Source organism: Nostoc sp. CCY0012 (genome assembly GCF_963920855.1).
Classification (GTDB): domain Bacteria; phylum Cyanobacteriota; class Cyanobacteriia; order Cyanobacteriales; family Nostocaceae; genus Cyanocohniella.
Genome location: NZ_CAWUDM010000092.1, coordinates 1 through 23,914, shown reverse-complemented (window position 1 = coordinate 23,914; position 23,914 = coordinate 1). Strand labels below are relative to the sequence as shown.

Genomic DNA, 23,914 nt, shown 5'->3' with positions numbered 1-23,914 from the left:
CAGCACAATATATTGATGACCATCGCCAAATTGAGAAATTAGTTACTGAACACCTGACAGATAAACGTTGGCAGGAAGTGTTTTTATTAGTAGCAGGTTTAATGTGGGGTGGTGCAGATGATTTGCTGTTGTTGATGGAGAAAGAGGCGCAAAAGTACATTAACACACCGAAGTCGCAAGCTTTATTAAACTGGGCAACACAAATTACAACTGGATCTGCTGGGGATTTCAAAACTGTAGCTAAACGTGCAGTTGCCATTGCCTATGCTACTGCCTACGTCAATATCTTCGCGATTGGCTACAACAGATCCGTAGTTGATAGCGTCGTCTACGCCGAATGTATTGCCCACCTGTCCATCACCCAATCCATCGATAAAGCAGTCATTGACAAATTTATCGACAATGCTACATCCATCGCTAACTACTGGCTATTTGCTGAACATATGGAAGAAACCGTCGCACACCCCAGAATTATTGCCAACCTCTACACCGAAGCAATCAGCTACACTCGTCAAATTAAAGAATTAAAAATTTTCAATAACGTTAATTTTACTGTGCTATTTAACGAACTCAAAGAACTAAAAGATAAAATTCCTGATAATGAACAACCACTGGAAATGCGCCTGATATTTTTTAAGCACCTCAAACACACCTTACTCAATGCTTTTAATCTCGACCCAGATATATATGGATTATCCCTGGAAGATGTCAAAGCACTGGACAATTATCTTTACGCTAACTACCTTACTATTCATTGCAAAAAAGCATCTGTGCAAGTGTCCCCCACAACCTGGGAAGGAATTGAGGCGCGGATGTTATTAATTCCAAGTAATTAAATAGTTTACTCTCAAGCTAATATCCTATCAGCCAATGATGTTAGTCGATGAAAATCCCATCAAAAAGGCTGCTCCCACTGCCAATCAAAATGCTCAAAACGCCTGGGGTTCTCCGCAGTGTAACGCACAGTATTTTGAATCTGCCTAGTTCAAAAATCCAAAGCAGAGATAGCGTTTTGCTTCTGCTTCTCAGTGACCCCCAGATAACGCTCCAAAGCCGCCAGCGTGCGATGCCCCGATATCTCCTGTATGTGGCGCAACGGTATCCCCGCATCGCTCATCCTGGTTAACGCCGTCCTCCTGAAACTGTGCGTACTCACCCCTTCAATCCCCAGCCGCGCACAGGTATCTCTAAGGATTTTGTCAGCACTCACCTTGTGGATATGTCCTATTTATGGAGATTTACATTAGCAATATAGTCTTGCTCTGCGACCACATTAACCCCTTACTCTTTATCAAGAAAATTAACTGTTGCAATCAAATAATCTCCATCTCCATTCAAGCGCTTCTTGCTTAGGTCGATAAAATTTTTTTTCTGGTAATCTCACATATTTATTTTTTATCTCATCGTAATAACTGCTGTCGTGCAAACTACGAGCAAGGTGTATTTTATAAGTTTCTGGCTCAATTGCTATCAGATTTAGATCAAAGAGTGTATGTATGTCTGCCCTGAGAAGCAACCCATTTGAAATATCATTATCTTCAGTTTTACAATAGGGTATGATATGAGCAGCTTCTAAAGCTTGTTTAGCATTACAGCGTGTAATAGCACAACAATTATCATAAGCTAACTGCAAATCTTCCCGGAATTGAGATTGTCCTCTCCTTTGAGCAATTGATGTCAGAATTTGCTTTTGAGCTATCTTATGGGTTTTAGGAGTATAGTAGTTCTTCTGATTTAATAAATCAGTTTGCTTTTCAAGTTCGGCAATGTTGATATTACTAACATTATTTATAATGCAACTTTGTAAATGAGAGAAAAATAAGTTTATAATCTTAATTGAAAAAATATCTTTTATAATATTATGGATTTCTTTATCATGTAAATTGAATATATAATTTTGAAAATATTGTTGTTCTTTAAAATCAAAAATACCACAATTTCCTATAAATAAAGCTGTTTTATAAGAATCTAAGCTTGGTAAGAGAGTAATTCCCCAACGAGGGAAAAAACCTTTTGGTAAGTCTTCAGAATATAAAAAATTAGTGGAAACTACCCAATCATCATAGCGCTTGCCACACCAACCAAACCGTTGAGATAAAGATACAAAAAAGTCATATTCTGTTTTGAAAAAATTAGAGCATTTAGAAACCTCCTCTAAGTATTTTTCAATTTGGATAGTAAAACCAAATTTATTATTACTGTAACGCATCCAAAGTTCATCAATAATTTGGAGACATTCACAAGGAATTTTGCTTATATCCTCTTCGTTAATACTTTTGCTTCCAGAAAAATTATACTCATCTTTACCCGATGCTATGGCAATTAACCTTGCGGTTTCATCATCCGCTTTTACCCATTCTTTCGCTACAAGTAAGTCACATAATTTCGTATATTCTTTATCTTCATTCATATATTGATGCCAATTAAATTATTACTTTGGCTCAATCTAACCTCTGCTTTTAAAAGCCGTCCTCAGCAAATTGCCGTAACCTCGAATATTGTCCAAGTTTATAACTCAGATATTGCACCTCTACGTATAAACCCAGAGAAAGTAAAAAATTGATATTGAGATAAACCTAACTACCCAGATACAAACTGCTACTATCTCCCGGTCGAGCGTGTAAATATCTGCTAGTTGTGGCGACTGACTCATGCCCCAAAGTTTGCTGTACTAAATGAATTGGTGCGCCTCGGTCAAGAGAATGGCTAGCATGGGCATGGCGTAACCAGTGAGGTGACGGGTCTTTAATTCCGATTCTTGCGGCGGCTGCTTTAACTACGCGCCAAGCCTGGACGCGGCTCATGTGGTAGTTGCCATCAGCATTCTGCTCACGACTCCTAAATATTGGAGCATCGCTATCAGCATCTCCCCTGTAAACTTCCAGTTCTCGCCACAGTGCTACGGGGACTAACACCACCCTAGTTTTTCTGCCCTTCCCAAAAATAGTAAGCTGCCCTCCAGCCTGACGAGCGATAGCATTCTTCCACTGAAGACTGACTAACTCAGACACCCTCAACCCGCAGTAGTAAAGGGTTTTGAGTATCAATTTATTTCTGATATCAGTCTCAAGTGCGAACATCGCGTGTATTTCACCCTCAGATAAAATGCGCTCACTGAGGCAGTCTTTAGGCTTTGGTAACTTCATTGCCCTACCAGGGTTTACCTGTATCAAGCCAACCTCATGGGCAAAGGTGAACAGTGATTTAATGGCACTCACGGCAGTTTTGCGACTGCTTTCACTTCCAGGTAACTGATCACTCCAAGCTTGCAGGTGTGCTAGTCCCAACTCTGGCAATGGAGCATTGGCAAACTCTAAGAACGCACGGGCATAGCGACGGTAAGCTTGCTGAGTGTGACGACTCTTACCATGTAGCCACATATCAAGCAGGCGATCGCTAGGAGAATGGACGGGAGTTTGCACAACGGTAGCCATGCAAATATTCTCTCCCGAATAGGTAACTATCTGTGTACAAATTTCGGTAGGGACAATAGCGGATTCCATAGTGATTTATCTTAAGTTTTTGGGGCTGATGAGTGAAACATTAGGCACGTTATGTTACACCCATTGTTTTTATCAAGCCGTAGAGCGCTTACTTATTGGTTTTTTATTCTTTCCAAGTGCAGGTATAATTCGCTCCAATAGTATCTGCTCATGTTGGGGCTGGGCTGAGTTGTCTATACTCGCTTCTGTACGCCTGCAAGATAAATCGTTGCTATCAAAAATGAGTAATTTTTTTGCTTTAAACTATAGTGGTATTAATATACACAAGAGTTAATAATTACACCTATGAAACTACTCGCAGCCACACTATTTTTCATGCTGCCTTGTCTCGTAATACAACCTGCTGTTGCCAAACCAATTAACTGTACTAAAGAAACACCATCTAAGCCGGAGTCAAATACCAACCGTACGATTAACCTACCCAAGTTGGGCTTTAGTATCACCGTTCCCTCTGACACTCGTGCAATTTTACTTAACGACGGCAGCGTCGGTCTAGTGACAAACGCTGACTATGAGTTTTTATACTGTCTATATAATAAGTACCCAGTTGGTGGGCGTGGCATGGACATGACTGTAATTGATCGTGCTGACAGACGAGACCCATACAGCCGTTTCTCACATATAGTGACCCTGCGTCCTGGCTTTCATCTGACCTACAAGATATCAGACATTAACACAGTGTTTGTTACCCTGCGGGTGGAGACAAGCAAAGGAGTGTTTGACATAGAGAACACATCAGAGGGGAGTCGAGATACCACGCCTGAGTCTCTTAAGTTAGAAGAAGAGAATTTAACTAGACTCGCCCAGTTGATTGATATTCATTAAATCAAAGCTTAGTGAAAAGATAATTTTTTTATCAATTCTTCTTGGAGCATACCAAGGGCTGAATGAAGAAGTGCAGCATTTTTATTAGGTAATTCCAGCAAAAAATCAAGATAATGTTAAAGATAAAACAACCAGAAGTTATGTAGAATCATTTAAGCACCTAAATTAAACGTAAATGGAGGTCAATGCAAAGTTGCGCCAACAACTAAAAAAATAAAGCGTTACCACCAAGTAGTAAACGCTTTGCTAAAAAACAAAAGTTTCAAAAAAACCGGAGCGGGGGATCTCAAAGATTCCAAAACAGTGGGAATGAAGTTGGAAGCTCGTGACCACTGATTGGTGAATAGAGATTCAATCCGCGCTGCCTATTGATATTATACAGAAGAAATATCCGAAAGTGGATATCTACTTTTTAAATCCGATAGCTGTGAAAATTTTGATGGAATTCTGTTCGCAGATATTAATTGAAAAGTCATCAAACTTTATTTCACCACTTAAACACAAGTAAAACTAAGTAAATCGCGAAATTTGTAGATATCAGTTACAGGCAGTGCCATAAACCCCCTCCGATAGCCAAAACACACTATTCGGAGATATCTACCATGTATATTCCATCACTACAAACTACTGCTTCTGCACCTGAAAAAAATTTCACTATAGATAAGTCTCAAGCATTAGCCCATCTGACTGCACTAGGTTACAAACCAGAAGATACAGTCTACCTACGCAGCTTCTATCCCAGCAATGACCCACGCAAAAAAGACGATAGAGGCAGAAGCTCAGAGGTACGTAATTCTAAACAGTTAATTAGTACAGCTAATGCTTGGCAGTCTGATGGCAGAGGAGTTTACTTCGTAGTTAACGGCGGCGGACAAGCTGACAAGGATGTAACCACTTGTCGCGCTATCTTCTACGAACATGACAATCTTGATAAAGAATCACAGAAAAAACTATGGCATAATCTCTCTCTACCAGAACCTAGTTTACAGATAGACACAGGAAATAAATCCATTCATAGTTATTGGGTTTTCGATCAATTAATTAACCCTCAACAGTGGAAGCAACTAGAAAGCGATTTACTAGAGTACGCCAACGCTGACCGCTCCTTAAAAAATCCCTCACGAGTCATGCGTTTAGCTGGCTGTTGGCACTTTGGTCCTAATAACGTCCCTAACGGACAAACCCAAATCATCCTCAACACTGGCAAACGTTACAGCTACAAAGAATTAAGAACAATCATCCCTACGCGTGCTCCTAAAAACAAAACAGTAAAGCCAATCAGTATAAATGACTTAACAGACGGTTGTCCTTTGTATTTCTGCCTCAGCAAAGAAAATCGAGAATTAATTGATATTGGCACGCTATCAGGTGCAAGAAATACTAAAGCATACTCTGTAGCCTGTGATTTGATAGGAACTGCTGGTTGGTTAGATACCTTTGGGTATCGCTATTCTGGCAACCCCAGAGACATATTTGATGATTATTGCTCTAAATGTTCACCACCATTGGGTTCTGATAATGCCTCTGAGCCAGATAATATCTGGAAATCAGCAATGGGCGATAATCCCCAACCTACCTTAAGTGAAGATTACATTATTAAATGTATTAAAACATGGCAGAGGCGAGAAAGAATCCTAAGTAGTGAACGGGCAAGTGTAAACAATTTTAATAACGTTATTCCCAATCCCCCAATTACGAAATTTACCCTCAGTCCAGATGAACTACTAGCAGAGATTGACTCACTGTTTGAGAAGAATTACAAACAATCAGAATTAGAAGCTAGATTGTTGGAACTAGCAACAAAAACTGGTCACAATTTTGGTAATGTCTTTAAACTTTACAAATCACGGTCACAAGAACAAGAACAATCTGTAGACCGTAAAATCGCAGGACGTCAATTACCCTCATTGTTAGAAGCACAAAAGGCGGAACTATTACCCAGTCAAATACTGTGGGGTGACGGTGGCAAGCTAGCATTATTACTAGAATCCATAGCAAATGCTATGCCCGTATCATCAGAGGCATTGTTAACTACTTTATTTCCCGTTGCAGGTTCCAGAATTGGTACATCTTCTTTGTTAGTCGTTGATCCCAGAACCAGATATACCGTCACCTCAATTTTTTGGACTTGTGTCGTAGCTCCCACTGGCACGTTAAAAACTCCTGCTCAAAAAACTATTATCAATCCACTCAACCAACTGGAAGCTAACGAGTACAAAAATTGGAAACAGGCAGTAGATGACTATAAAACTAAGTTGAAACACTGCGGTAAAGGTGATAAACTGCCAGAAGAACCTGCACCACGTAAGCGGTTGATAATCCAAGGTTCCAGCAGTGAAGCACGAATGAAAATTCACGGGGAGAATCCTAGAGGGATTCTCTACTGGCGTGACGAATGGGCAGGTTACATCACCGGACTCAATAAGTATCGTGGAGGCAAAGGTGATGATAGTCAACTTGATCTGAGCGAATTTAACGGGGATGCCCTGTTTAAAGATGTTGTAGACAGCGAAAAATGTATTTATCTAGAGCGTTCTGCCATTAGCCGCACAGGTAACACCCAACCAGAAATTTTAAAACAGTTCCAATCTCGACAGAATTTTGCAGATCATGCGGGTGAGTTTGCCCGTTGGTTATTCTGCCTGAAGGAAAATCCCCTGGCTTATATCAACCTATTCCGAGACGATGACGGTACAGGACAACAGTTACAAAACGAGTTGTTATTCCTTTATGAAGGTTTGGGTAAATTACCAGAGTATGATTACTTCCTCACCACAGAAGGCAAGAAAATTTACCAAGCGTATCAGCACCAACTGATCAATTGGCTGGAAGCTGAGTCACACCCAGGTCTTAAAGCCACTTACCCCAAATTGCAAACTTATCTAGGTAGATTCGCCCTGTGGCTGCACCTAGTTAACGCAGTGTTAGCTGGAGAAACCACACCAGGACAATTCATCGACGGTCAGACAATGGCAGTAGCCTGTCAGATCATTGATTTTTACGTAGCACAAGCACGGCTACTGTATGCCCTCAACAGTGAACAGCAAACATTAGCAGGGAACTTGCTCAAAATTAAAGAGTTTGCTGAACGTCACCCCGATGGTTTTACCGTTAGTGACCTTAAACGCACCATCAACGCTTTGAAAAAAATTCCCACCGCCGAAATCGACCAAGATTGCCAACTGCTGATGGAAATGAGTATTATCTGCCGTTATAGTAAAAAATACTACCCTAGTAATAACCGTAAAAACGTTGGTGGAGTTGGTGGTCAGTTGGTGGCACCACCAACGACTGAAATGTCTACTAGACAAGGAATAGAGAGAAACGTTGGTGGAGTTGGTGGTATTTCATCTACTTGTTCTAAATCCAAATCTACTACGATAGATATTAATGAAGATTTAGCAAAAAGTGAGTTAAGAGAAAATTACCACCAACAGCACCAACAAAATGGTGAAAAGTCGATACAGCAAGGGTTGGTAACCACCAACTCACCACCAATTGACCACCAACTTTCACCAATTGACCACCAACTTTCACCAATTGACCACCAACTTTCAGGGATTGACACACTAACCACCAAAGACCACCAACTTTCACCAATTGACCAAGACTCTAAAATATCCCCAACCATTACCAAAGGGTCACGGATAAAAGTGCATTGTCCAGGCAGCAAACGGCATGGATTAGAAGGAGTGGTGATTAAAGTAAAAACCCAACAAAATTTGTTAACAGCGATCGTCTTACTGGAAAATACTGAATCCGACTTAAGAAAGTGGGAATGCCCTATCCCTGGTAATGAAATGATGCGATTGGAGGTAATTTTATGAATGAGCTACCAAAATATATTCCGCCTCCTGAGTATGAAAAGCTATATCATGATTTCATGACTGATAAGTCATTAGATTGGTTGAATGTTGCACCAAAACAGTGGCGGCAGTATATTAATTTACAAAATTCTTTTGAACGATACAAAGAATTTTGTGAATGCAATCCAGATGTGACAGAAACTTTTGAGGAATGGCTAGCCAACTCCGGTAATGAACGTTTTCTCTTATGGAGTGTCAAAAACTTTTATCTAGAGAAAAAAATGAAATGACCCCTCTGTATCAACTCTACTTCGATAAGATTGCATTCTGTCACTTTTTGTATCTTTCATAAAAAGACTCAGCAATTGTCTGTGCTAATTCAAAGCTTGGCTCAAGGGCAGATTGTAAATCCTGAAGGTCATATATACTGGATTGCGTTTGCCTGCTATGGCGCATAGCTTTTGCTGCCGAGTTTAATTGTTCTTCAGTTGCTCCAATATCTTTTAAATAAGTAACAAATATATGTCTTAAAGAGTGAGGATTAACACGCACCCCAGTAAAACGACAAATACAACGTTCTATTCTACCAGCAAAAGCACTACCACGTATTGGTTTTCCTTTTTCTGTAGTGAATAAATAGTCGTGATTTGGGTTAAAAAAGGGTCGCCATTTAGTTAGCCATTCTTCAATATACCAGTAAAGAGTTTTGCCATTGCTAAACTGTGTATTAGGTAACTTTCCCCACCATTCTTGATAAATTTTACCTGTTTTGTAATCTTGTGGCATTAAATGAATCCACCAAGAAGCAAGATCGGGATTTTTCATCTGATTTTTTGGCGTAAATATACCCTGTTCTAAAATTCCTTCGACTATAGATTTGTTAAGTTTTAGTTCGTAATACTCGCGTGGTCTGCCTGGTGGCATAGCTGTATAAACAGCCATAATTAAAAATTGCTGAAAATCGCAAGCTATTGCTCTATCTGTGCGTTTAATCCTTTCAACGGGTTTTTGTCCTTTACTATTAACGCGAGTGTGCCTGACACTAATTCGCTCAGTTAATGTGGCTTCTACTCTAAGTTTTTCAACCACTTCTAGTACATCAAGCCAAGGAATCATTCTTTTTTGTTTTGGAATTACATTTTTTGCGCCACTGCTGCGTTCATGCTCAAACTCGTTAGCTTTGCGGCGTAAGCTTTCAATTAAGGGAACATCTCTAAATCCACGTTGAACTTTGAACTCTTTAGTTTCATCTTTATACAAAAATTTTGCTAAGTTAATAAACGATTTCATATAATTTATTTTTGAATCTGGAGAAATTTGACGTCCAGATAAATATTCATCAAATATTGTCAACATATCTTCTACGGCTTCTTCCATATCTTCTACAGCTGTCATTTTAGCTAAATTAAATTTAGCTCTATCGACTATTCCATTACTATTTTTATAATCTTCTCGCTTAAGTTTTAATTTAATGAAAGGAATTATTATTTGAAATCGTAAATTTTCTAACGGTATGTTTTTTTGTCGATGGAGCCAACCTAGAAATCTTAAAATAGCTAAGAAATCTCTTTCTGCTGTAGGAAGTCTATGATGCAAACGATTTATCAAAAAATCAATCCAATCAAATATTTGTACCTCTAGTTCTTTATTTCCTAAAAAAAGATAAAGTTTGGACTGGAAAATATCTAGAGCGTACAAAACACTGAATAAGTTTGGATATTCAAGGATATGAGGTGTCCAATTATTCCAATTAGAAAATATCCTTTTTGAATTATCGGCTGCTTCGCCTACTACATAATCACTATCAAAGAATCCTAGTAAATTGCGTTCACCCCAGGAGGGTCTATTTTCTATAAGTTTGATGTTTTGCGGATAATTTCTCGACTTTGTAACTTCTTTAAACCGATAGAAAATTTGATGCTCTGGTTGTTTTAAATATTCATTTTTAGTACCCCAGTTAAGCATTTTTTTGAGTTGGGAACGCGATAGCCACCTAATTGTATTTCCTACTTTATTAATTTCAAAATATTCTTCTAGACTGCTAGAAGCATCTGCTAGCTTCTCTAGGGGTATAGATTCAAAAAACGCTAAAGCTGTTTCAATCTCTTTTTGTGAAGACCTAGTTCCTTTGGGAGTAGGACCACCCCACGCTGGAGATAGTCTTCTGGTTAAAACTGAGGTGATGTTAAGAATATCGGCAGTTTTCTTAAGCTCAATTAGATGAATTTTATATAAATAAAAAAATTCTCCTACTGTTTTTGGTTTCTCTATTATCTGTGTTTCTTTTATGATTTCTATTTCAGAATAGGGTTGTTTCATTTTTCTAAAACCTGGAAATATTTGCATATTTATTGCATAAAACTCAACAAAATAATTATATATTAAATTATGATAAAGTCAAAGTATAATTGATATAAGTATTAATTGAGAATTTTAGTTAATCCGCATAAACTAACATGATTAAGATTAATTGTTTTATATTCAACGAAGTTTTTTTTATTATCTAAGGATACCTAATGTTGAGATTAATATCTGACGGAGACATAAATGCAGACGACGGAGACGGCGATACAATGCTAGAATGTACGATTAACTTCGATGACGTAGATATCGATAGACAACGTAATTAAATAGCAGGACTTTTAGAAATTCAGTTTTGTTGTAGAAGGCAATATTTTTGTTGCTTTTACTATATAGGAGCTAAGATAAAAATCCTGAGATAGCTATCTCAGGATTTTTATTGTTTTTATTACCCACATAAACTAAATGTCTTCTAAATCTGAATTTCAGGCTGTTCGTTGTTTCAATATTTAACCTTAGATAGGCATAAAATAATTTTTCTAACTAATTTGTTATTAAGTTTTATAATAAATAGGTTTATGCTGGTAAATAAAATTAAGTTATAGCAGTGTTTATGCCTAGAAAGAAGTCAATAAAACCCGACTGGATGAGAAAGCGTTCTCATGTTGGAACTCCTTGCAGGAAGGGAAAACCTATTTATTATGAGGAAGTAAAGAAAAACATTAATTTGACACTAACTCCTACTGCTTTAAACAGATTGAAGGAATTAGCTATTAAAATGAAGATTTCTAGGAGCGAAGTAGTTGAACGTTGGTTGAGAATTCAATAGGTATTTAGCTGAGATATAACCAAACCCCCGCAAGATGACCTGAAATGCTTAATTTTATTTTAGTGTAGCAATTAAAAACCTCACACAGGATAAGGATTTCTAGATCATCTTGCCGGAAATCAGAACTATCTCGTCGGCCAATTCCAGGGGGCAAAACTGTTGGGATATTGCTTTAATTTCACAGGCATTTATTCCTGTTGGAAGTTGAAAGAGTTTGGCATCTAAGTCTAAGTGTTTGGAACGACTGTTGCATATTTTGTAATATATGATACGAAAACTCGATAATCAAAAGAGCTACTCATCCATTTGGGTTCCCCCAATTTTTGACTTGTTCTAATGCTTCTACTACACCAACCTGATCTGCAAGTCGAATAAATGCACTGGCTAATTCCTTCAGGAAGTCACTGCGATCCACTTCTACACCTTCATCAGCTAAATCCATCAAAACACGGTTAATCTGCCTACTCAGTTTTTTAGGAATGCGAAAGGTTGTTTGTGTGTAGTCGGGATTCTCACGCTTGGCTAATTTATCTTTATCCTTCAAATTTTTAGCTGTTTGAGTAGTTGACTGTTCGGGTTGTTGAATATCTGGGTATCCAGATAGCTGAGTATTTGGTTTTTTAGATGACTGGTTTTTAGTAGACGTGGGTTGTTGGCTTGATAAATGTTCAACTGGCTCAATATCTGACTGTTCGGGTTGTTGAATATTTGGGTATCCAGGTATCTGAGTTTCTGATTTTTCAGAGAGTTGGGTTTGTTGCTCTGGTAAATGTTCAATATGTTGAGTATCTAGCTGTTTATCTACCCACACTTCTGGGTACCCAGAAGTGTGGGTACTTTCTTGCGCTGCACCCAAAACTTCACTAAATCGACTCACCCTTTTATTGCCTGAATTACTTCGTTTTTTATTGCTGTCCAATCCCGCCATACTACTTTTCCCCCGCGAACTTTATGAACAGGAACTCCACTAGCAACCGCATCTTTGTAAGCTTTGTAAAACCGAATTCCGCGACTGAAAACTGGATAATTTTGTAGTTTTAGTGCTTCCATCGCCTCTTGACCATCCTTTTGCGGTGCTGGCGGAATCATTGTTAAGAGAACTTTCCAGTTTGTATCTTCTGGCAAGGATTTCGCCATCAGTGCCATCGCATCCATACTTAATATGTCTGGTGGAGTTGGCACAATGAGCAAATCACAACCCCTCGCTAAATCTTCCACTTCTGCATCATTAGGACGGGCAGGTGTGTCAAAAATAATGTACTCGAACTTCTGCGATCGCATCAACTTTGCAGCTTCCTTTTCTCCACAGACAGCAAATGGTAATCCTCCAGGTCTAGCCCAAGTCGTTGCTGACCGATTAGGGTCAGCATCAATTACCAAAGTTGTACCGTCAGTACAAAACAAGGAAGCCAAACAGATAGCCGAAGTTGTTTTAGAAACCCCGCCTTTGAATGAGCTAAGAGAGATGATCGGCATTACCTTCCCTCACGATAGATGAAATCATCATAGCTGCTACCTGGGTATACATATCAGATGGATGTTTGAATATTTGGGTACCCAAGTTTCTCTGATGGCTTAGGGCAGAAAGCTTAAATTATGCCGGAGGCATGTAAAAATACAAATTGTCAAAATTTGACGATTAAGAAAAGTTTTCCCGAAAAAAGTTCAAAATTGGGCTTTTGGCGTAATCTCTCACCGTAGGCGATCGCATCTCCCAAGATAAAAGCATAGAGTCAGGTAGTGTGCCGGTGGAGTTGCTTTTCAGCTAAAACCAGTTTTTTAGTTAATTGGTACTGGCTAACTTATCCCAAAAACCGTTGGAATTCTTCTAAATTTGTCTGAGACAGTAACTGCATGATGCTGGCATCAAAAGCCCGTTTAAATTCCGGGTCTGAAGCGTAACGTTTGTACAAATCAAGTTCGCGTTTGCGTTCTCTGTTGATGGCTTGTTTAATCAATTCCTCTAAAGCAATGCGGCGATTTTGCTCATCTGGGTTGTTGACGACTTGGTTTTGGTAATCGGGATTATCAATGACGTGCCTAGCTATATTAATGAATTTCACCCGTTGTTCTTGCGGCGTAGCATCCCAACCTGTAAAAAACCGATTGTTAAATGCGGCAATAATTTCATCGAGGGGGTCTTGTTGTGGGGCATCGTCGTGATAGCCGCGTAAGTTGGAGTTTTGTGGGTCAATTTCTGATTCAGAAGCATCAAGTTCAATGTTGTGATTGAGTTTAACTCGCTCAATGCCATAGGTAGAAAGGTCTACACTTTCGAGGAGTTCGTCAAGTTGTTCTTGGTCGGGATTTCTAACTGCAAGTTTGGGAATCAGGAATTTGAGAAACCAATGCAGCATTTCCCACTGGACATTGTTATACGGAATAATACAGGCTACCTGCCCATAAATTTTGACGAACTGTTTGGCTTTAATTTTCAAGTCGATTTTGGTTTCGTCTTCTAGTTCTAATTCTGAATTAAAACGAGCTGCGGCAGTGTCAATCAGGGGGCTAAGTTGTTCGGCTTCCGCTTGATTGAAAAATAATTCATTAAACTGTTCGACTTCGTACCATTCATAAACTCCCACATCATCTAAAGCTTCTTTAAGGTCATGCAAGACATTAACATCTGTTGGTTCGCTCAAAGATGTGGCGGTATAGAAGGGGTCAAAGGCAGCTTTAATATCGCTAACTGTATTGTAAAAATCGAGAATAAAAGTGTCTTGTTTGCCCATCTTCTCGTTACAGCGATTGAGCCGAGATAGGGTTTGCACTGCCATCACCGACTGTAATTTTTTATCAACATACATCGTGTGTAGCAGAGGTTCATCAAACCCAGTCAGGAATTTATTGGCAACAACTAAAATTTTGTAATCATCTTTTTTGAACTCGTCAGAAATGTCTTTACCGGGGAATCCATTAATGATGTCTTCGGTGTATTCAATACCATCCACAGTCTTTTTACCGGAGAAAGCGATGATGGCTTTAAAAGGTGCTTTCGCTTGTTTTAATGCCTCGCGGATGGCAAAGAAATAGCGAATCGCCGCTTCAATGCTGCGGGTAACGACCATTGCTTTGGCTTTACCTTTGAGCTTTTTGGGTTGCCATACCTGCTCGATGAAATGGTTAACCATGATATCAGCTTTAGTGCCGATGGTTTGTTTGTGTCCCTCCACGTAAGCCCGGAGTTTTTTCTGGGCTTTGGCAGTGTCGAAAATGGGATTATCTTGGATGGATTTTTGAATTTCGTAATAGCTTTTGTAGGTGGTGTAATTAGCCAGCACGTCCAGAATAAAACCTTCTTCGATGGCTTGTTTCATGGAGTAAAGGTGAAACGGCACAAATTTACCATCGGCTGTGCGCTGACCGAATTTTTCTAAAGTAGCGTTTTTCGGTGTGGCGGTAAAGGCAAAGTAGGAAGCGTTTTTACCAAGTTTGCGTCCTGCCATTGCTTTGAGAATTTTGTCTTGTAAATCTTCCGGTTCTTCCTCATCCTCTTCTTTATTGAGAGCCATATTTAAGTTATCGGCAGCCTTTCCGCTTTGGGAGGAGTGGGCTTCATCGATAATCACAGCGAAGGTATTCTTACTCAAATCTTCAATCCCCTCAACGATGAAGGGGAATTTTTGAATGGTAGTAATAATAATTTTTTTACCGTTCTCCAGGGCAGTTTTTAATTCTTGGGAACTGGTGGCGTGGGCGACGATGTTTTTAACTTGAGAGAAATCTTTGATATTGTCTTTGAGTTGTCTGTCAAGAATGCGTCTATCTGTGACAACCACAACCGAATCAAACAGGGGACTATCTGCACCTTTGGCGTAGAGTTCGATTAACTGATATGCCGTCCAGGTGATGGAATTAGATTTACCCGAACCTGCCGAATGTTGGATGAGATAAGTCTGTCCTGTGCCGTGCGTTCCGGCATGGGTTAGGAGTTGACGAACAACATCCAGTTGGTGATAGCGGGGAAAGTAGAGGTTTTTTTGCGTGAGGGGTGTTTTGGTATCGCCGGGGATGAGAATGGCGAAGTGTTCAATAATATTGGTAAAACTTTGGCGGGTAAGAAGAGATTCCCACAGGTATGCAGACTTGTGACCATTGGGGTTGGGTGGGTTGCCCTTACCAAAATTAAAACCTTTATTGACGGGAAGAAAGTAAGTTTTTTCGCGGTCTAATTTTGTGGTCATCCACACTTCATCGGTATCAACAGCAAAGTGGACGAGACAACGAGCAAATTGCAGCAGTGGTTCTTGGGGATTGCGGTCTTCCCGGTACTGTTTTTTGGCATGGTAAACAGTTTGTCCTGTCCACGGATTTTTTAATTCCATTGTGGCGATCGCCAGCCCATTCAAAAACAATACAATATCAATGGATAACCCGGCATCGCTTTCACAGTAATGTACCTGACGGGTAATCGAAAATATATTTTTGGCAAAGTCCTCTGCTATAGCCGGATTCACATCATTGTAGGGCAGACTGTAAAGCAAGGTTATATGAGCATCATCAATGGATAATCCTTTTTTGAGAACAGAGAGGATGCCATCTTTTTTAATCTTGCGATCGCACCGTTCCAAAATCAATCTTTGCCAGTTGGGACGGTCTTTGAGTTTGGCTAGTTGTTCCGGCTGGGTGGTTTCCAAAAATCGCCAGAACTTCTCCCGGTCGATAGCAAACTCTCGGTCAAAATCTGCGGGGTTTCCTTCTTCATAGCCAGCGCGTTCAACGAGTGCAGTTTTGATACAGTTTTCCAGTGCTTGCTCGTTGGTTTTGCTGACCATAGGTGATTCGTTAGATTTTATACGAGTATTTTCCTATGATAGCTGCTCTACTACAACTGAGACAGTAACCTTTCATACTCTGTATGTGACCCTACCCAAAACCAAATAACTGTATCTCCCTCTAATTGTCCAACGGCTCGATAGCTTCTGCTGACTCTGGCAGAATAAATTGGTAATTCTGGATGCACTTTTTTGAAACGTAAACTGGGATGATTTGGGTCTTGTTTAAATTGGCGATATGCTTCGCGGGTTTGTTCTCGCACATTTTCAGGTAAGTTACCAAAAGCTTGGCGAAACTGAGAAGTGATGCGAGAATTCACAATGTATCTGGATCTAATTGTTGAGTTTTACCTGCGCGATATTCAGCCATCGCTTGGGCTGCTAGGAGAGCTAGGGCATCTGGAGAACGCTCAAAAGCTTCATCCCATCGCTGTTCATCTTCCAGTTCTTCTAAAATCATCGTAGCCATAGCATTTTGTTGACTGACTGGTAAACTTTTGAGTTTGATAATCGCTTGTTCGAGTAATTCTGTCATGGTGAATGATTATCTTCTGTTTTATTAATTTTCTCACAGAGTCAAGATTGGGATTTGCTTAGGCTTATACTTTAATTTTTCCGGTGACAGCTTGCGAAATGATTATAGAACGTAGTTCTTCTAAAGAGATTATTTCACGCTCAATTGCATTAATAGCTTTATCAATATCAGCTACACGGTCATTTGTGACGATTTCAATTTTATCTTGCTCTTCTTTGGGTGGAAGAGTAATTTCCATACTTAGGAACATATGTGCATAAAGTCGAAGTCGAGATGAGTGAAGCCCTGTAGAACGACGATTATATTCAGCAACATATTCTGTACTGCGTAGTAAGTGTTCTAAATACCAAGAATTTAAAATACCTGCTTTTAGCTGTCTAAAAACTCCATAAGATGGGCTAACAATACCAGTTATAGTAGATACTCCTAAAGCCCCCATCCATGCCCACATGATATTGATAACAATGTCATCTTTTTGGCATAGCTTAGATCCTGAGTAATCTTCAGCCATAAACATATTCACGTTTTTTTCTGAGCGTGGTGTGACTCCAGTTATATGAGATACAGACAGCAACTCTTCTGTACCCGTCTTTGAACGCTCGTCAACTTCTTTGAAAATATACTTAGCTCGGCGTACCTCCCAATGCTCAGGAATTTCCCCTATCCACTCAACCCCACTATCGCGCATGGGTGCTTTAGGGTTTAGTCCTTTGGTGACAGCTTGATTGATGAGAATGGCTTTTTGCTCTTGCAGCAGTTCGATGAGACGCTGTTTTTTGGCGATCGCTTCATCGATTTCGGCAGTAGTGCAGTCAAGGAATTCAACAATTCGTTCTTGTTCCTCTGTGGGGGGTAGAAGTGTTAAAACTTGTCCAAAATCTTCTGTATATATGCGCCACCGGGAAGGTACAACTCCTTTAGAACGACGCGCAAATTCAGCTAAGTAAATGGAGAGTCTATATAGATATCCCAAGTATTTTGAATTGTGGTTATGTAATTGCCGATAAACGCAATATGCAGGACTTACAATGCCTGTGTATTCAGAAACACCTAAGCCACCCATCCAAGCGAGCATAATGTTAACAACTAAATCATTTGGTTCGCATCGCTTGTAATCTATCAGGCTTTCACTTCTAGAATCTTCATCACGGGGAATAATACCTGAGTATTGAGAAACTGAGAGTAACTGTTCATCTCCACTCACCGAACGCTCTTCAACTTCTCTCCAAAGATATTTTGCCTTTTGCAACTTCCAATGACTGGGAATTTCTCCCAGCCAATCAACCCCACTATCCTTATAACTGTCATACTTGGGGAAAATCATTACTTAACCTCCCCCAAACTTCCCAACTGCTGCAACAATCTATTCATCTTTAGGTTTAACCTCAAACTCCAACTTGGAGCGATAAAAACATACATCAAACTCTAGAAAAAAGTTAGTTTGTCCTAAAATCAGAGGAACATTAGCTTTATTTACCCAAGCAAACGCGAGTCGAACAGGAGTATAATCAGCAATTTTTACATTCACAAAAAACGGCATTGCAGATTGTTGACTCAAATTACCAGCCAGTTGGATAATTGCCCGATTATTATCCCAAACAGCACCTAAATGAATCCCAATTTCATAAGGTAAAACATTAATTGTTGCACCACTATCAACTAAACCTAGTGCCTCAATGGTACTACCATCACTTCTGTACAATAAAAGCGGTAGCCGAGGTAAACTATCAAACTCATTTTGAGATGGATTGGTGGTTGAATATGGAAATCGCATAAAATTAGGAAGGTTCTACAGGCTGTATTGCTTCCATCAGAATTGCACCAGCCCCAAAAGTATCATAGGGTGTTGGTAAATCATAGGTCTTAAACGGCTGTAGCGGTGTAATATCCTCGCTCTTTTCTAAATCTTCTGCCAAAATGCGAATTAGCTTCAGTTTCTCAACTTGAGAAAGCTGTCGGAGAGCAGGTAATAATTCAGCTAGTGTCATATTTTCACCCTATTATTTGCAATTAATTTATTTTACCAATCTCAGCCACACCATAATCTGTATACTGCCGCTTATAAGCTCGCTGCAAACCCAAAACAATATCCTCTCGTGGTACACCCATTGCTACCAATTCCTCAGCCGGATTTTGGTCAGTTAAATTTTGCTGTAGCCAGATTTTTTCATCTTTAATATCAAAATGAATGATACAGCGATAAACACGCTTTAAACCCTCCCAGCCCACATTCATCCACTGATAATGGTCGCGCTTTTCATCAAAAATTAGCTGGACTTCCACTTCATCAAGAGCCACATCTTCGTTAGCATAACCAGTTAATAAATTTTGCACACACTCCCGATACTTGGCTAATTTAGCCATTGCACAATTACCTCCTGTACAGGGTGATGGAAGATATCTCTAGCAGACATCAGTTTATCTCCCCAAAACTCACCAACCGTTTTAATAACCCTTCCGTCTCCCGTTCCAATTGTAAAATCTCCGCCGTTACTTCCTCTAATTTTCGCAACGGCTTGTGCTGATAAAAATACTTATTAAAACTAATCTCATAGCCAATCTGCGTTTTATCCAAAGCTATCCACGCATCAGCCACATGGGGACGCACTTCCCGCACAAAGTAATCATGTATTTGTTCTTTTAACGGGACATTTTCTGTATCTCGCAACTCACTATCGGATTCATACTCTACCCATTCCCCCGGTTTGTTTCCAGGCCAATAACCATAGTCGGGTAATTTATCCTCAGTAGTTCCCAACTGGGTTAATAAATCACTCAGTTGATTACCTTTTAATTTGTGTACCTTCTTCACCACCCTGGCGGCGTTCTCATCCCGCCAACTGACAGCATTTAAAATCTGATTTTTCTCACTGTTAGTTAGCTTAATATTTAATAACTTTAACCCTGTATCAACAGCAGTTACAAATACATTAAAATCGAGTGATAATTCATCCTCCACCGCTTCCATTAAACGCTCTCCCACAATCATGAGATGGCGTTGTGCTTCCCATGTCTTGGGCGACAATAAATCTTTCTTAGCTTTGGGGGACAGGGTAATTTCTTCACCCTCGATATAGTCCTCAATCGCCTTTTTATGCACCTCTAATTTTGTATAAATCTCATCACCCCATTGCTCATAAGCCCATGCCATCACCTCACGCAGCGCAGGCACATAACGCAACGTTGCCACCCGTTCCGGTGTAAATTGCGCCGCCAGCCGTAAAGGGCGTTCCACCGTGATTTTGTAAAAACCAAAGTCTTTGTTATCAAATACTTTAGAAATCCCTTGATTGGGCATTTCTAAATAAAGCTGGGTAATCTTCTCAATATGCTCCGTGACAAACTCGCAGTTCTTCGCTCCCAAATTCTTGCGTAACTTTTGATAAAGTTCCGACCCATCAATCAATTGCACCTTGCCCTTTCTTTCTGGTGTTTTGTTGTTAGACAGAACCCAAATATATGTTGTAATCCCCGTGTTATAAAACAAATTGTTCGGTAACTGGATAATCGCTTCCAAAGAGTCGTTTTCAATAATGTAGCGGCGGATATTACTTTCCCCACTCCCCGCATCCCCGGTAAACAGAGAAGAACCATTGTGGACTGAGGCAATGCGGCTGCCCAAAGGACTATCATCTAGCCGCTTCATTTTGCTAACCATGTCCATCAAAAATAGCAATTGCCCATCAGAAGAACGGGGAATCGCCGGAACTATTTCTGATTCACCTTTAAAATTTTGTAATACCACCTCAAAGCGACCGTCTAAAACATCCTTGCCATCGAGAATGTATTTTTGGTCTGATTTATACGACTTACCATAGGGCGGATTTGACAACATAAAATCAAACCGCAACCCAGTAAATTCATCTGTTGCTAAGGTCGAACCAAACTTGATATTCTCCGGGTCATTGCCCTTAATCATCATGTCCGACTTACAAATCGCGTAGGTTTCGCCGTTCACCTCCTTGCCATACAAGTAAACCGCCGCTTGGTACTTAATTTCTCCTGCTAAATCTTGAATAAAATCCTGCGATTCCGTTAGCATTCCCCCCGAACCGCAAGCCCCGTCATACACCGTAATTACTGGCGGTAGTTTATCCTTGACCGGGATAAACAATAAATGGGTCATCAATTTAATCACTTCGCGGGGGGTGAAGTGTTCGCCAGCTTCCTCGTTATTTTCTTCGTTAAACTTGCGGATTAATTCTTCAAACACATAACCCATTCCCAGGTTACTCAGTCCTACAAGTTTTCGCCCTTCTGGGTCTAAAGTATCGTGGGGACTAAGGTTAATGTAGGGCGAGGTGAATTTCTCCAGCACATCCAATAAAACATCCGCCTGCACCATGCGCCGGATTTGGTTGCGGAGTTCAAACTTTTCAATAATTTCTTTAACGTTGTCGCTAAACCCATCTAGGTAAGCTTTGAAATTCGCTTCTAAAATTTGGCGATTATTAGCAGCAGTTTTGACTAATTTCTTTAACGTCCAGTCTGAGGTGTTGTAGAAAACGTAACCTGATGCTTCCCGCAAGGCCACAGGGTCAAGCACCGTAAAACCTGCTTCTTCACGCTGAAAACGCACCTCTTCTGTTACTGCATCTTTCGTTTCTTCCAGCAAACAATCCAGCCGTCGCAGCACAAACATCGGCAGAATTACATCCCGGTACTTGCCCCGCACGTAGACATCCCGCAGACAATCATCAGCGATTGACCAAATAAATGAAACGATTTTGTTTTGCAGTGATAAATCCATGCACGTACCGGAGCGTATAGCTGAAGACCATCATTCATAGTATTACTTTCTACCGCTTTTGGCTAAAATGTCTCCCAGTGTTAATGAGAGATGGCTAATGTTGTGCTGATTTCTCTGTCCCAGTTGTAACTAATTTGAGAGTAATGGGAATACTGAACTTAAATAAGGTATAGATACACGCAATGGATTGGTTGCCAGAGAGCCTGCTTGAAATGCACTTTCATAGAGCGATTATTAAACGGTATGAAAAACTATTTGGTGCAAAAGTTCTCAGACTCTTAAAACCTTCTCCTCAAAAAGAGGCGTGGGTTGGGTTTGACCAAGGTTGGACAAAATCTGATTTGTCCGAGCAGGATTTATTTATGCAACTCCGTTCTGCTGTCTCAAACAGTAGCTCGAAATTATCTAAATTTTATTACGGAGAGTTTTTACAATTCAAAATTGTAGAAGTAATAACTCGAAAGAGTAAAAATCTTCCTAACGGGTTTACAACACCATACTATCGTTCAGCCTTGTCACTAAAGCCTAATAAATTGACTAATAAATCTCAACATGAAACTTTATGTCGATTGAGTCAGATAAACGGTGCAAAAGTTTACTATGCCTGTACCATGATTTTTGACCAAGATAAATTGTGGGAAGAGCCAAATTTAAATTCATTACGGCTTGTGGATGTGGAAACAGCACCAAATGGTTGGCTCACAACTGAATCACATTACATTGTTTTTCAACAGCCGAACACCCCCAACCCAATTTGGTGTAGTGACCCAGTTCCCGGCTCTGCATTGGCGTTTGGAGAGCATTTGGAACTTGAGAATCAGCCATCTCGGTTAAGGTTAAGTGGAGAGCAAACAATATCATTGATTAATAGTACAGTAGACGCTTTAAGAAGTGAATATGAAGGGGAATTCTCTCAACGCGAATTATTTCCTGATGTCACTCGCTATTTACCAGACTCAATGTCTCTTTATGAGTTTGGGGATTAGACTACTCAATTATCTTATATATCTCTTGTGGCGTTAAACATTTCTGCGATCGCAAATTCTGTCACTTTTAATAGATAGCGGAATTCCCAACGTTGGGAATCGGTAATCGCCACAGGAATCGTGAAAATATGCTAAAAAAGCCATTGTGTGAAATTGTCATTTTAAAAACTAGTGCCAAATAACACGACTTTGCTTTAAATTTTAAGTATATTAACTGGTAATACTATGACAGGCATGGAACCTTTAGTAACAGCAGTGGCAACATCAGCTGTTAGTGGCGTAGCCCTTCCTATTTTTCAGTCACTTTGGGTAGGCGGAGGTAAGCTTTTAGGACTGTTTGGCAAAAAACTAAATGAAAAAACTAGGGATTTAATTTTTACCGCGTCAAATCAGTATGTTCAAAACTATGCAGAACGGCACGGTATTTTCAAAGTGTTGGGAATGCGTGAACCTGTAAAGCTGGAATCGGTCTATACAGCAGTTCAATTTTTAGATAATAAAGCCATCCGTAGTTTTGACTCTATCGAAAATTTAGAACAATCTTATCGCCAAGCTAATAGCCGCAAGTTTCAATCTCAAAATCAAGGTAAACAAGAAGGAATCAAAGTTGCTAACGATAAGCAATATCTAATGGTGCTTGGTGGCCCAGGCGCAGGTAAATCCACATTTCTGCGAAAGATGGGACTAGAAGCACTCAAAGGTAAAAAAGGAGAATTTAAACACGGCTGTATCCCTGTATTTATAGAGTTGAAAAGATTTACCTCCAGCGATATCAATATAGAAAATTTTATTGCCGAAGAATTTAGGATTTGTGGATTTCCAGAACCAAATCAATTTACAGCTAAAGCATTAGAGGAAGGCAAGCTTCTAATTTTGTTAGATGGTTTGGATGAAGTTCCAACAAAGAACTCAACTAATGTCATTAACCAGATTCAAGATTTTGTTGATACTTACAATAAAAATCGCTTTATTACGTCCTGTAGGGTAGCAGCCTATCGCCATATTTTTCAACGGTTTACTGATGTGGCAATGGTAGACTTCGATGATATTCAAATTGAAAACTTTATTATCAATTGGTTTAGTAATGAACCAGATGTAGGTAAAGATTGCTGGGAAAAACTTAAAAGCCAAGAATATACTGCTGCTAAAGAATTAACTCAAACACCATTGTTACTGACTTTGGTGTGTTTGCGCTATCAGCGTTCTAGTAAGATTCCAACTAATCGAGCGACTCTTTATGAAGGAGCATTGAGAGTTTTACTAGAAGAATGGGCAGGTAAAAAAAGTATTGACCATGAAGACCTTTACAAAGGGCTGGATACCAAACGTAAGGAAATGATACTTTCTGAAATTGCCCATGATGCCTTTCAAGAAGACCGCTTATTTTTACCGCGACGGGAAATTGCCGACAAAATTGAGAAACTACTAGCAGAAATACTACCCGATGAAAAATTTATCCACGGGATAGATGTTCTCAAATCTATTGAAGTACAACACGGGGTATTAGTAGAACGTGCCGATAGTATTTACTCTTTCTCTCATTTAACACTACAGGAATATTTAACAGCACAATATATTGATGACCATCGCCAAATTGAGAAATT

20 protein-coding genes and 1 pseudogene are annotated in these 23,914 nt (G+C 39.7%); 7 read left to right on the top strand and 14 right to left on the bottom strand.

From position 1 onward, the window contains the following. On the top strand, window positions 1–836 hold an 836-nt coding region (locus tag ACM0OS_RS21925; protein ID WP_414545309.1), incomplete at its 5' end, for an NACHT C-terminal helical domain 2-containing protein. Window positions 837–985: 149 nt separating this feature from the next. On the opposite strand, the pseudogene ACM0OS_RS21920 reads toward ACM0OS_RS21925, so the two are convergent. The 3 genes and pseudogenes from ACM0OS_RS21920 to ACM0OS_RS21910 all read right to left on the bottom strand — a co-directional run. Further along, a pseudogene (locus ACM0OS_RS21920) lies at window positions 986–1,225 on the bottom strand (tyrosine-type recombinase/integrase); the annotation flags it as partial. Window positions 1,226–1,300: 75 nt separating this feature from the next. Further along, a complete protein-coding gene (locus tag ACM0OS_RS21915; RefSeq protein WP_414545308.1) occupies window positions 1,301–2,410 on the bottom strand; it encodes a GUN4 domain-containing protein in 1,110 nt (369 codons plus the stop codon). Between the two features lie 166 nt (window positions 2,411–2,576). Continuing rightward, a complete protein-coding gene (locus tag ACM0OS_RS21910; protein WP_414545307.1) occupies window positions 2,577–3,503 on the bottom strand; it encodes a tyrosine-type recombinase/integrase in 927 nt (308 codons plus the stop codon). 285 nt (window positions 3,504–3,788) lie between these two features. On the opposite strand from ACM0OS_RS21910, the gene ACM0OS_RS21905 reads away from it, so the two are divergent. The 3 genes from ACM0OS_RS21905 (at window position 3,789) to ACM0OS_RS21895 (ending at window position 8,424) form a co-directional block, all read left to right on the top strand. Next, on the top strand, window positions 3,789–4,328 hold the full coding sequence (locus tag ACM0OS_RS21905) for a hypothetical protein (RefSeq protein ID WP_414545306.1): 540 nt from the start codon (window positions 3,789–3,791) through the stop codon (window positions 4,326–4,328). A gap of 602 nt (window positions 4,329–4,930) precedes the next feature. Continuing rightward, a complete protein-coding gene (locus ACM0OS_RS21900; RefSeq protein ID WP_414545305.1) occupies window positions 4,931–8,155 on the top strand; it encodes a DUF3987 domain-containing protein in 3,225 nt (1,074 codons plus the stop codon). After that, entirely contained in the window at window positions 8,152–8,424 is a 273-nt protein-coding gene (locus tag ACM0OS_RS21895; RefSeq protein WP_414545304.1) for a hypothetical protein, read from the top strand. The genes ACM0OS_RS21900 and ACM0OS_RS21895 overlap by 4 nt, the downstream gene beginning before the upstream one ends. 40 nt (window positions 8,425–8,464) lie before the next feature. Here the strand turns inward: ACM0OS_RS21895 and ACM0OS_RS21890 are convergent, their stop codons facing one another. Continuing rightward, complete coding sequence (locus ACM0OS_RS21890; RefSeq protein WP_414545303.1) at window positions 8,465–10,480, bottom strand: hypothetical protein; 2,016 nt, start codon at window positions 10,478–10,480, stop codon at window positions 8,465–8,467. 568 nt (window positions 10,481–11,048) lie between these two features. Between ACM0OS_RS21890 and ACM0OS_RS21885 the strand changes: the two genes are divergently transcribed. Continuing rightward, window positions 11,049–11,264: a ribbon-helix-helix protein, CopG family gene (locus ACM0OS_RS21885; protein WP_414545302.1), complete on the top strand. Its 216-nt coding sequence runs from the start codon at window positions 11,049–11,051 to the stop codon at window positions 11,262–11,264. 298 nt (window positions 11,265–11,562) lie between these two features. Here ACM0OS_RS21885 and ACM0OS_RS21880 read toward each other — a convergent pair whose 3' ends face one another. From ACM0OS_RS21880 to ACM0OS_RS21835, 10 genes are all read right to left on the bottom strand, one after another. Further along, on the bottom strand, window positions 11,563–12,141 hold the full coding sequence (locus ACM0OS_RS21880; protein ID WP_414545301.1) for a hypothetical protein: 579 nt from the start codon (window positions 12,139–12,141) through the stop codon (window positions 11,563–11,565). Beyond that, window positions 12,138–12,740, bottom strand: a complete 603-nt coding sequence (locus ACM0OS_RS21875) for a ParA family protein (RefSeq protein ID WP_414545300.1) — start codon at window positions 12,738–12,740, stop codon at window positions 12,138–12,140. Before ACM0OS_RS21875 ends, ACM0OS_RS21880 begins: the two co-directional genes overlap by 4 nt. Before the next feature lie 326 nt (window positions 12,741–13,066). Beyond that, a complete protein-coding gene (locus ACM0OS_RS21870) occupies window positions 13,067–16,039 on the bottom strand; it encodes a type I restriction endonuclease subunit R (protein ID WP_414545299.1) in 2,973 nt (990 codons plus the stop codon). A gap of 50 nt (window positions 16,040–16,089) precedes the next feature. Beyond that, entirely contained in the window at window positions 16,090–16,359 is a 270-nt protein-coding gene (locus tag ACM0OS_RS21865; RefSeq protein WP_414545298.1) for a hypothetical protein, read from the bottom strand. After that, window positions 16,356–16,574 carry a hypothetical protein gene (locus ACM0OS_RS21860; RefSeq protein ID WP_190571901.1) on the bottom strand — a complete coding sequence of 73 codons (219 nt, stop codon included), beginning with the start codon at window positions 16,572–16,574 and terminating at the stop codon, window positions 16,356–16,358. The genes ACM0OS_RS21865 and ACM0OS_RS21860 overlap by 4 nt, the downstream gene beginning before the upstream one ends. 64 nt (window positions 16,575–16,638) lie before the next feature. Beyond that, window positions 16,639–17,898 carry a hypothetical protein gene (locus ACM0OS_RS21855; protein ID WP_414545297.1) on the bottom strand — a complete coding sequence of 420 codons (1,260 nt, stop codon included), beginning with the start codon at window positions 17,896–17,898 and terminating at the stop codon, window positions 16,639–16,641. 39 nt (window positions 17,899–17,937) lie between these two features. Next, window positions 17,938–18,348 carry a hypothetical protein gene (locus ACM0OS_RS21850; RefSeq protein WP_414545296.1) on the bottom strand — a complete coding sequence of 137 codons (411 nt, stop codon included), beginning with the start codon at window positions 18,346–18,348 and terminating at the stop codon, window positions 17,938–17,940. A gap of 4 nt (window positions 18,349–18,352) precedes the next feature. Further along, window positions 18,353–18,562, bottom strand: coding sequence for a hypothetical protein (locus tag ACM0OS_RS21845; protein ID WP_414545295.1), 210 nt, complete (start codon window positions 18,560–18,562; stop codon window positions 18,353–18,355). A 22-nt stretch (window positions 18,563–18,584) separates the two neighbouring features. Further along, window positions 18,585–18,938: a XisI protein gene (locus tag ACM0OS_RS21840; RefSeq protein WP_414545294.1), complete on the bottom strand. Its 354-nt coding sequence runs from the start codon at window positions 18,936–18,938 to the stop codon at window positions 18,585–18,587. Window positions 18,939–18,987: 49 nt separating this feature from the next. Further along, window positions 18,988–21,324 carry a type I restriction-modification system subunit M gene (locus ACM0OS_RS21835; protein WP_414545293.1) on the bottom strand — a complete coding sequence of 779 codons (2,337 nt, stop codon included), beginning with the start codon at window positions 21,322–21,324 and terminating at the stop codon, window positions 18,988–18,990. 212 nt (window positions 21,325–21,536) lie between these two features. Between ACM0OS_RS21835 and ACM0OS_RS21830 the strand changes: the two genes are divergently transcribed. Beyond that, window positions 21,537–22,310, top strand: a complete 774-nt coding sequence (locus ACM0OS_RS21830; protein WP_414545292.1) for a hypothetical protein — start codon at window positions 21,537–21,539, stop codon at window positions 22,308–22,310. Between the two features lie 225 nt (window positions 22,311–22,535). Beyond that, the coding region (locus tag ACM0OS_RS21825; protein WP_414545291.1) for an NACHT domain-containing protein at window positions 22,536–23,914 on the top strand (1,379 nt) is incomplete at its 3' end.

What these genes read in the sequence shown, in the direction of transcription:
- ACM0OS_RS21860 (WP_190571901.1), bottom strand. Translation starts at nt 16,574, where the DNA reads ATGACAGAATTACTCGAACAAGCGATTATCAAACTCAAAAGTTTACCA.
- ACM0OS_RS21915 (WP_414545308.1), bottom strand. Translation starts at nt 2,410, where the DNA reads ATGAATGAAGATAAAGAATATACGAAATTATGTGACTTACTTGTAGCG.
- ACM0OS_RS21850 (WP_414545296.1), bottom strand. Translation starts at nt 18,348, where the DNA reads ATGCGATTTCCATATTCAACCACCAATCCATCTCAAAATGAGTTTGAT.
- ACM0OS_RS21875 (WP_414545300.1), bottom strand. Translation starts at nt 12,740, where the DNA reads ATGCCGATCATCTCTCTTAGCTCATTCAAAGGCGGGGTTTCTAAAACA.
- ACM0OS_RS21845 (WP_414545295.1), bottom strand. Translation starts at nt 18,562, where the DNA reads ATGACACTAGCTGAATTATTACCTGCTCTCCGACAGCTTTCTCAAGTT.
- ACM0OS_RS21900 (WP_414545305.1), top strand. Translation starts at nt 4,931, where the DNA reads ATGTATATTCCATCACTACAAACTACTGCTTCTGCACCTGAAAAAAAT.
- ACM0OS_RS21910 (WP_414545307.1), bottom strand. Translation starts at nt 3,503, where the DNA reads ATGGAATCCGCTATTGTCCCTACCGAAATTTGTACACAGATAGTTACC.
- ACM0OS_RS21890 (WP_414545303.1), bottom strand. Translation starts at nt 10,480, where the DNA reads ATGCAAATATTTCCAGGTTTTAGAAAAATGAAACAACCCTATTCTGAA.
- ACM0OS_RS21855 (WP_414545297.1), bottom strand. Translation starts at nt 17,898, where the DNA reads ATGATTTTCCCCAAGTATGACAGTTATAAGGATAGTGGGGTTGATTGG.
- ACM0OS_RS21870 (WP_414545299.1), bottom strand. Translation starts at nt 16,039, where the DNA reads ATGGTCAGCAAAACCAACGAGCAAGCACTGGAAAACTGTATCAAAACT.
- ACM0OS_RS21905 (WP_414545306.1), top strand. Translation starts at nt 3,789, where the DNA reads ATGAAACTACTCGCAGCCACACTATTTTTCATGCTGCCTTGTCTCGTA.
- ACM0OS_RS21835 (WP_414545293.1), bottom strand. Translation starts at nt 21,324, where the DNA reads ATGGATTTATCACTGCAAAACAAAATCGTTTCATTTATTTGGTCAATC.
- ACM0OS_RS21895 (WP_414545304.1), top strand. Translation starts at nt 8,152, where the DNA reads ATGAATGAGCTACCAAAATATATTCCGCCTCCTGAGTATGAAAAGCTA.
- ACM0OS_RS21885 (WP_414545302.1), top strand. Translation starts at nt 11,049, where the DNA reads ATGCCTAGAAAGAAGTCAATAAAACCCGACTGGATGAGAAAGCGTTCT.
- ACM0OS_RS21830 (WP_414545292.1), top strand. Translation starts at nt 21,537, where the DNA reads ATGCACTTTCATAGAGCGATTATTAAACGGTATGAAAAACTATTTGGT.
- ACM0OS_RS21840 (WP_414545294.1), bottom strand. Translation starts at nt 18,938, where the DNA reads ATGGCTAAATTAGCCAAGTATCGGGAGTGTGTGCAAAATTTATTAACT.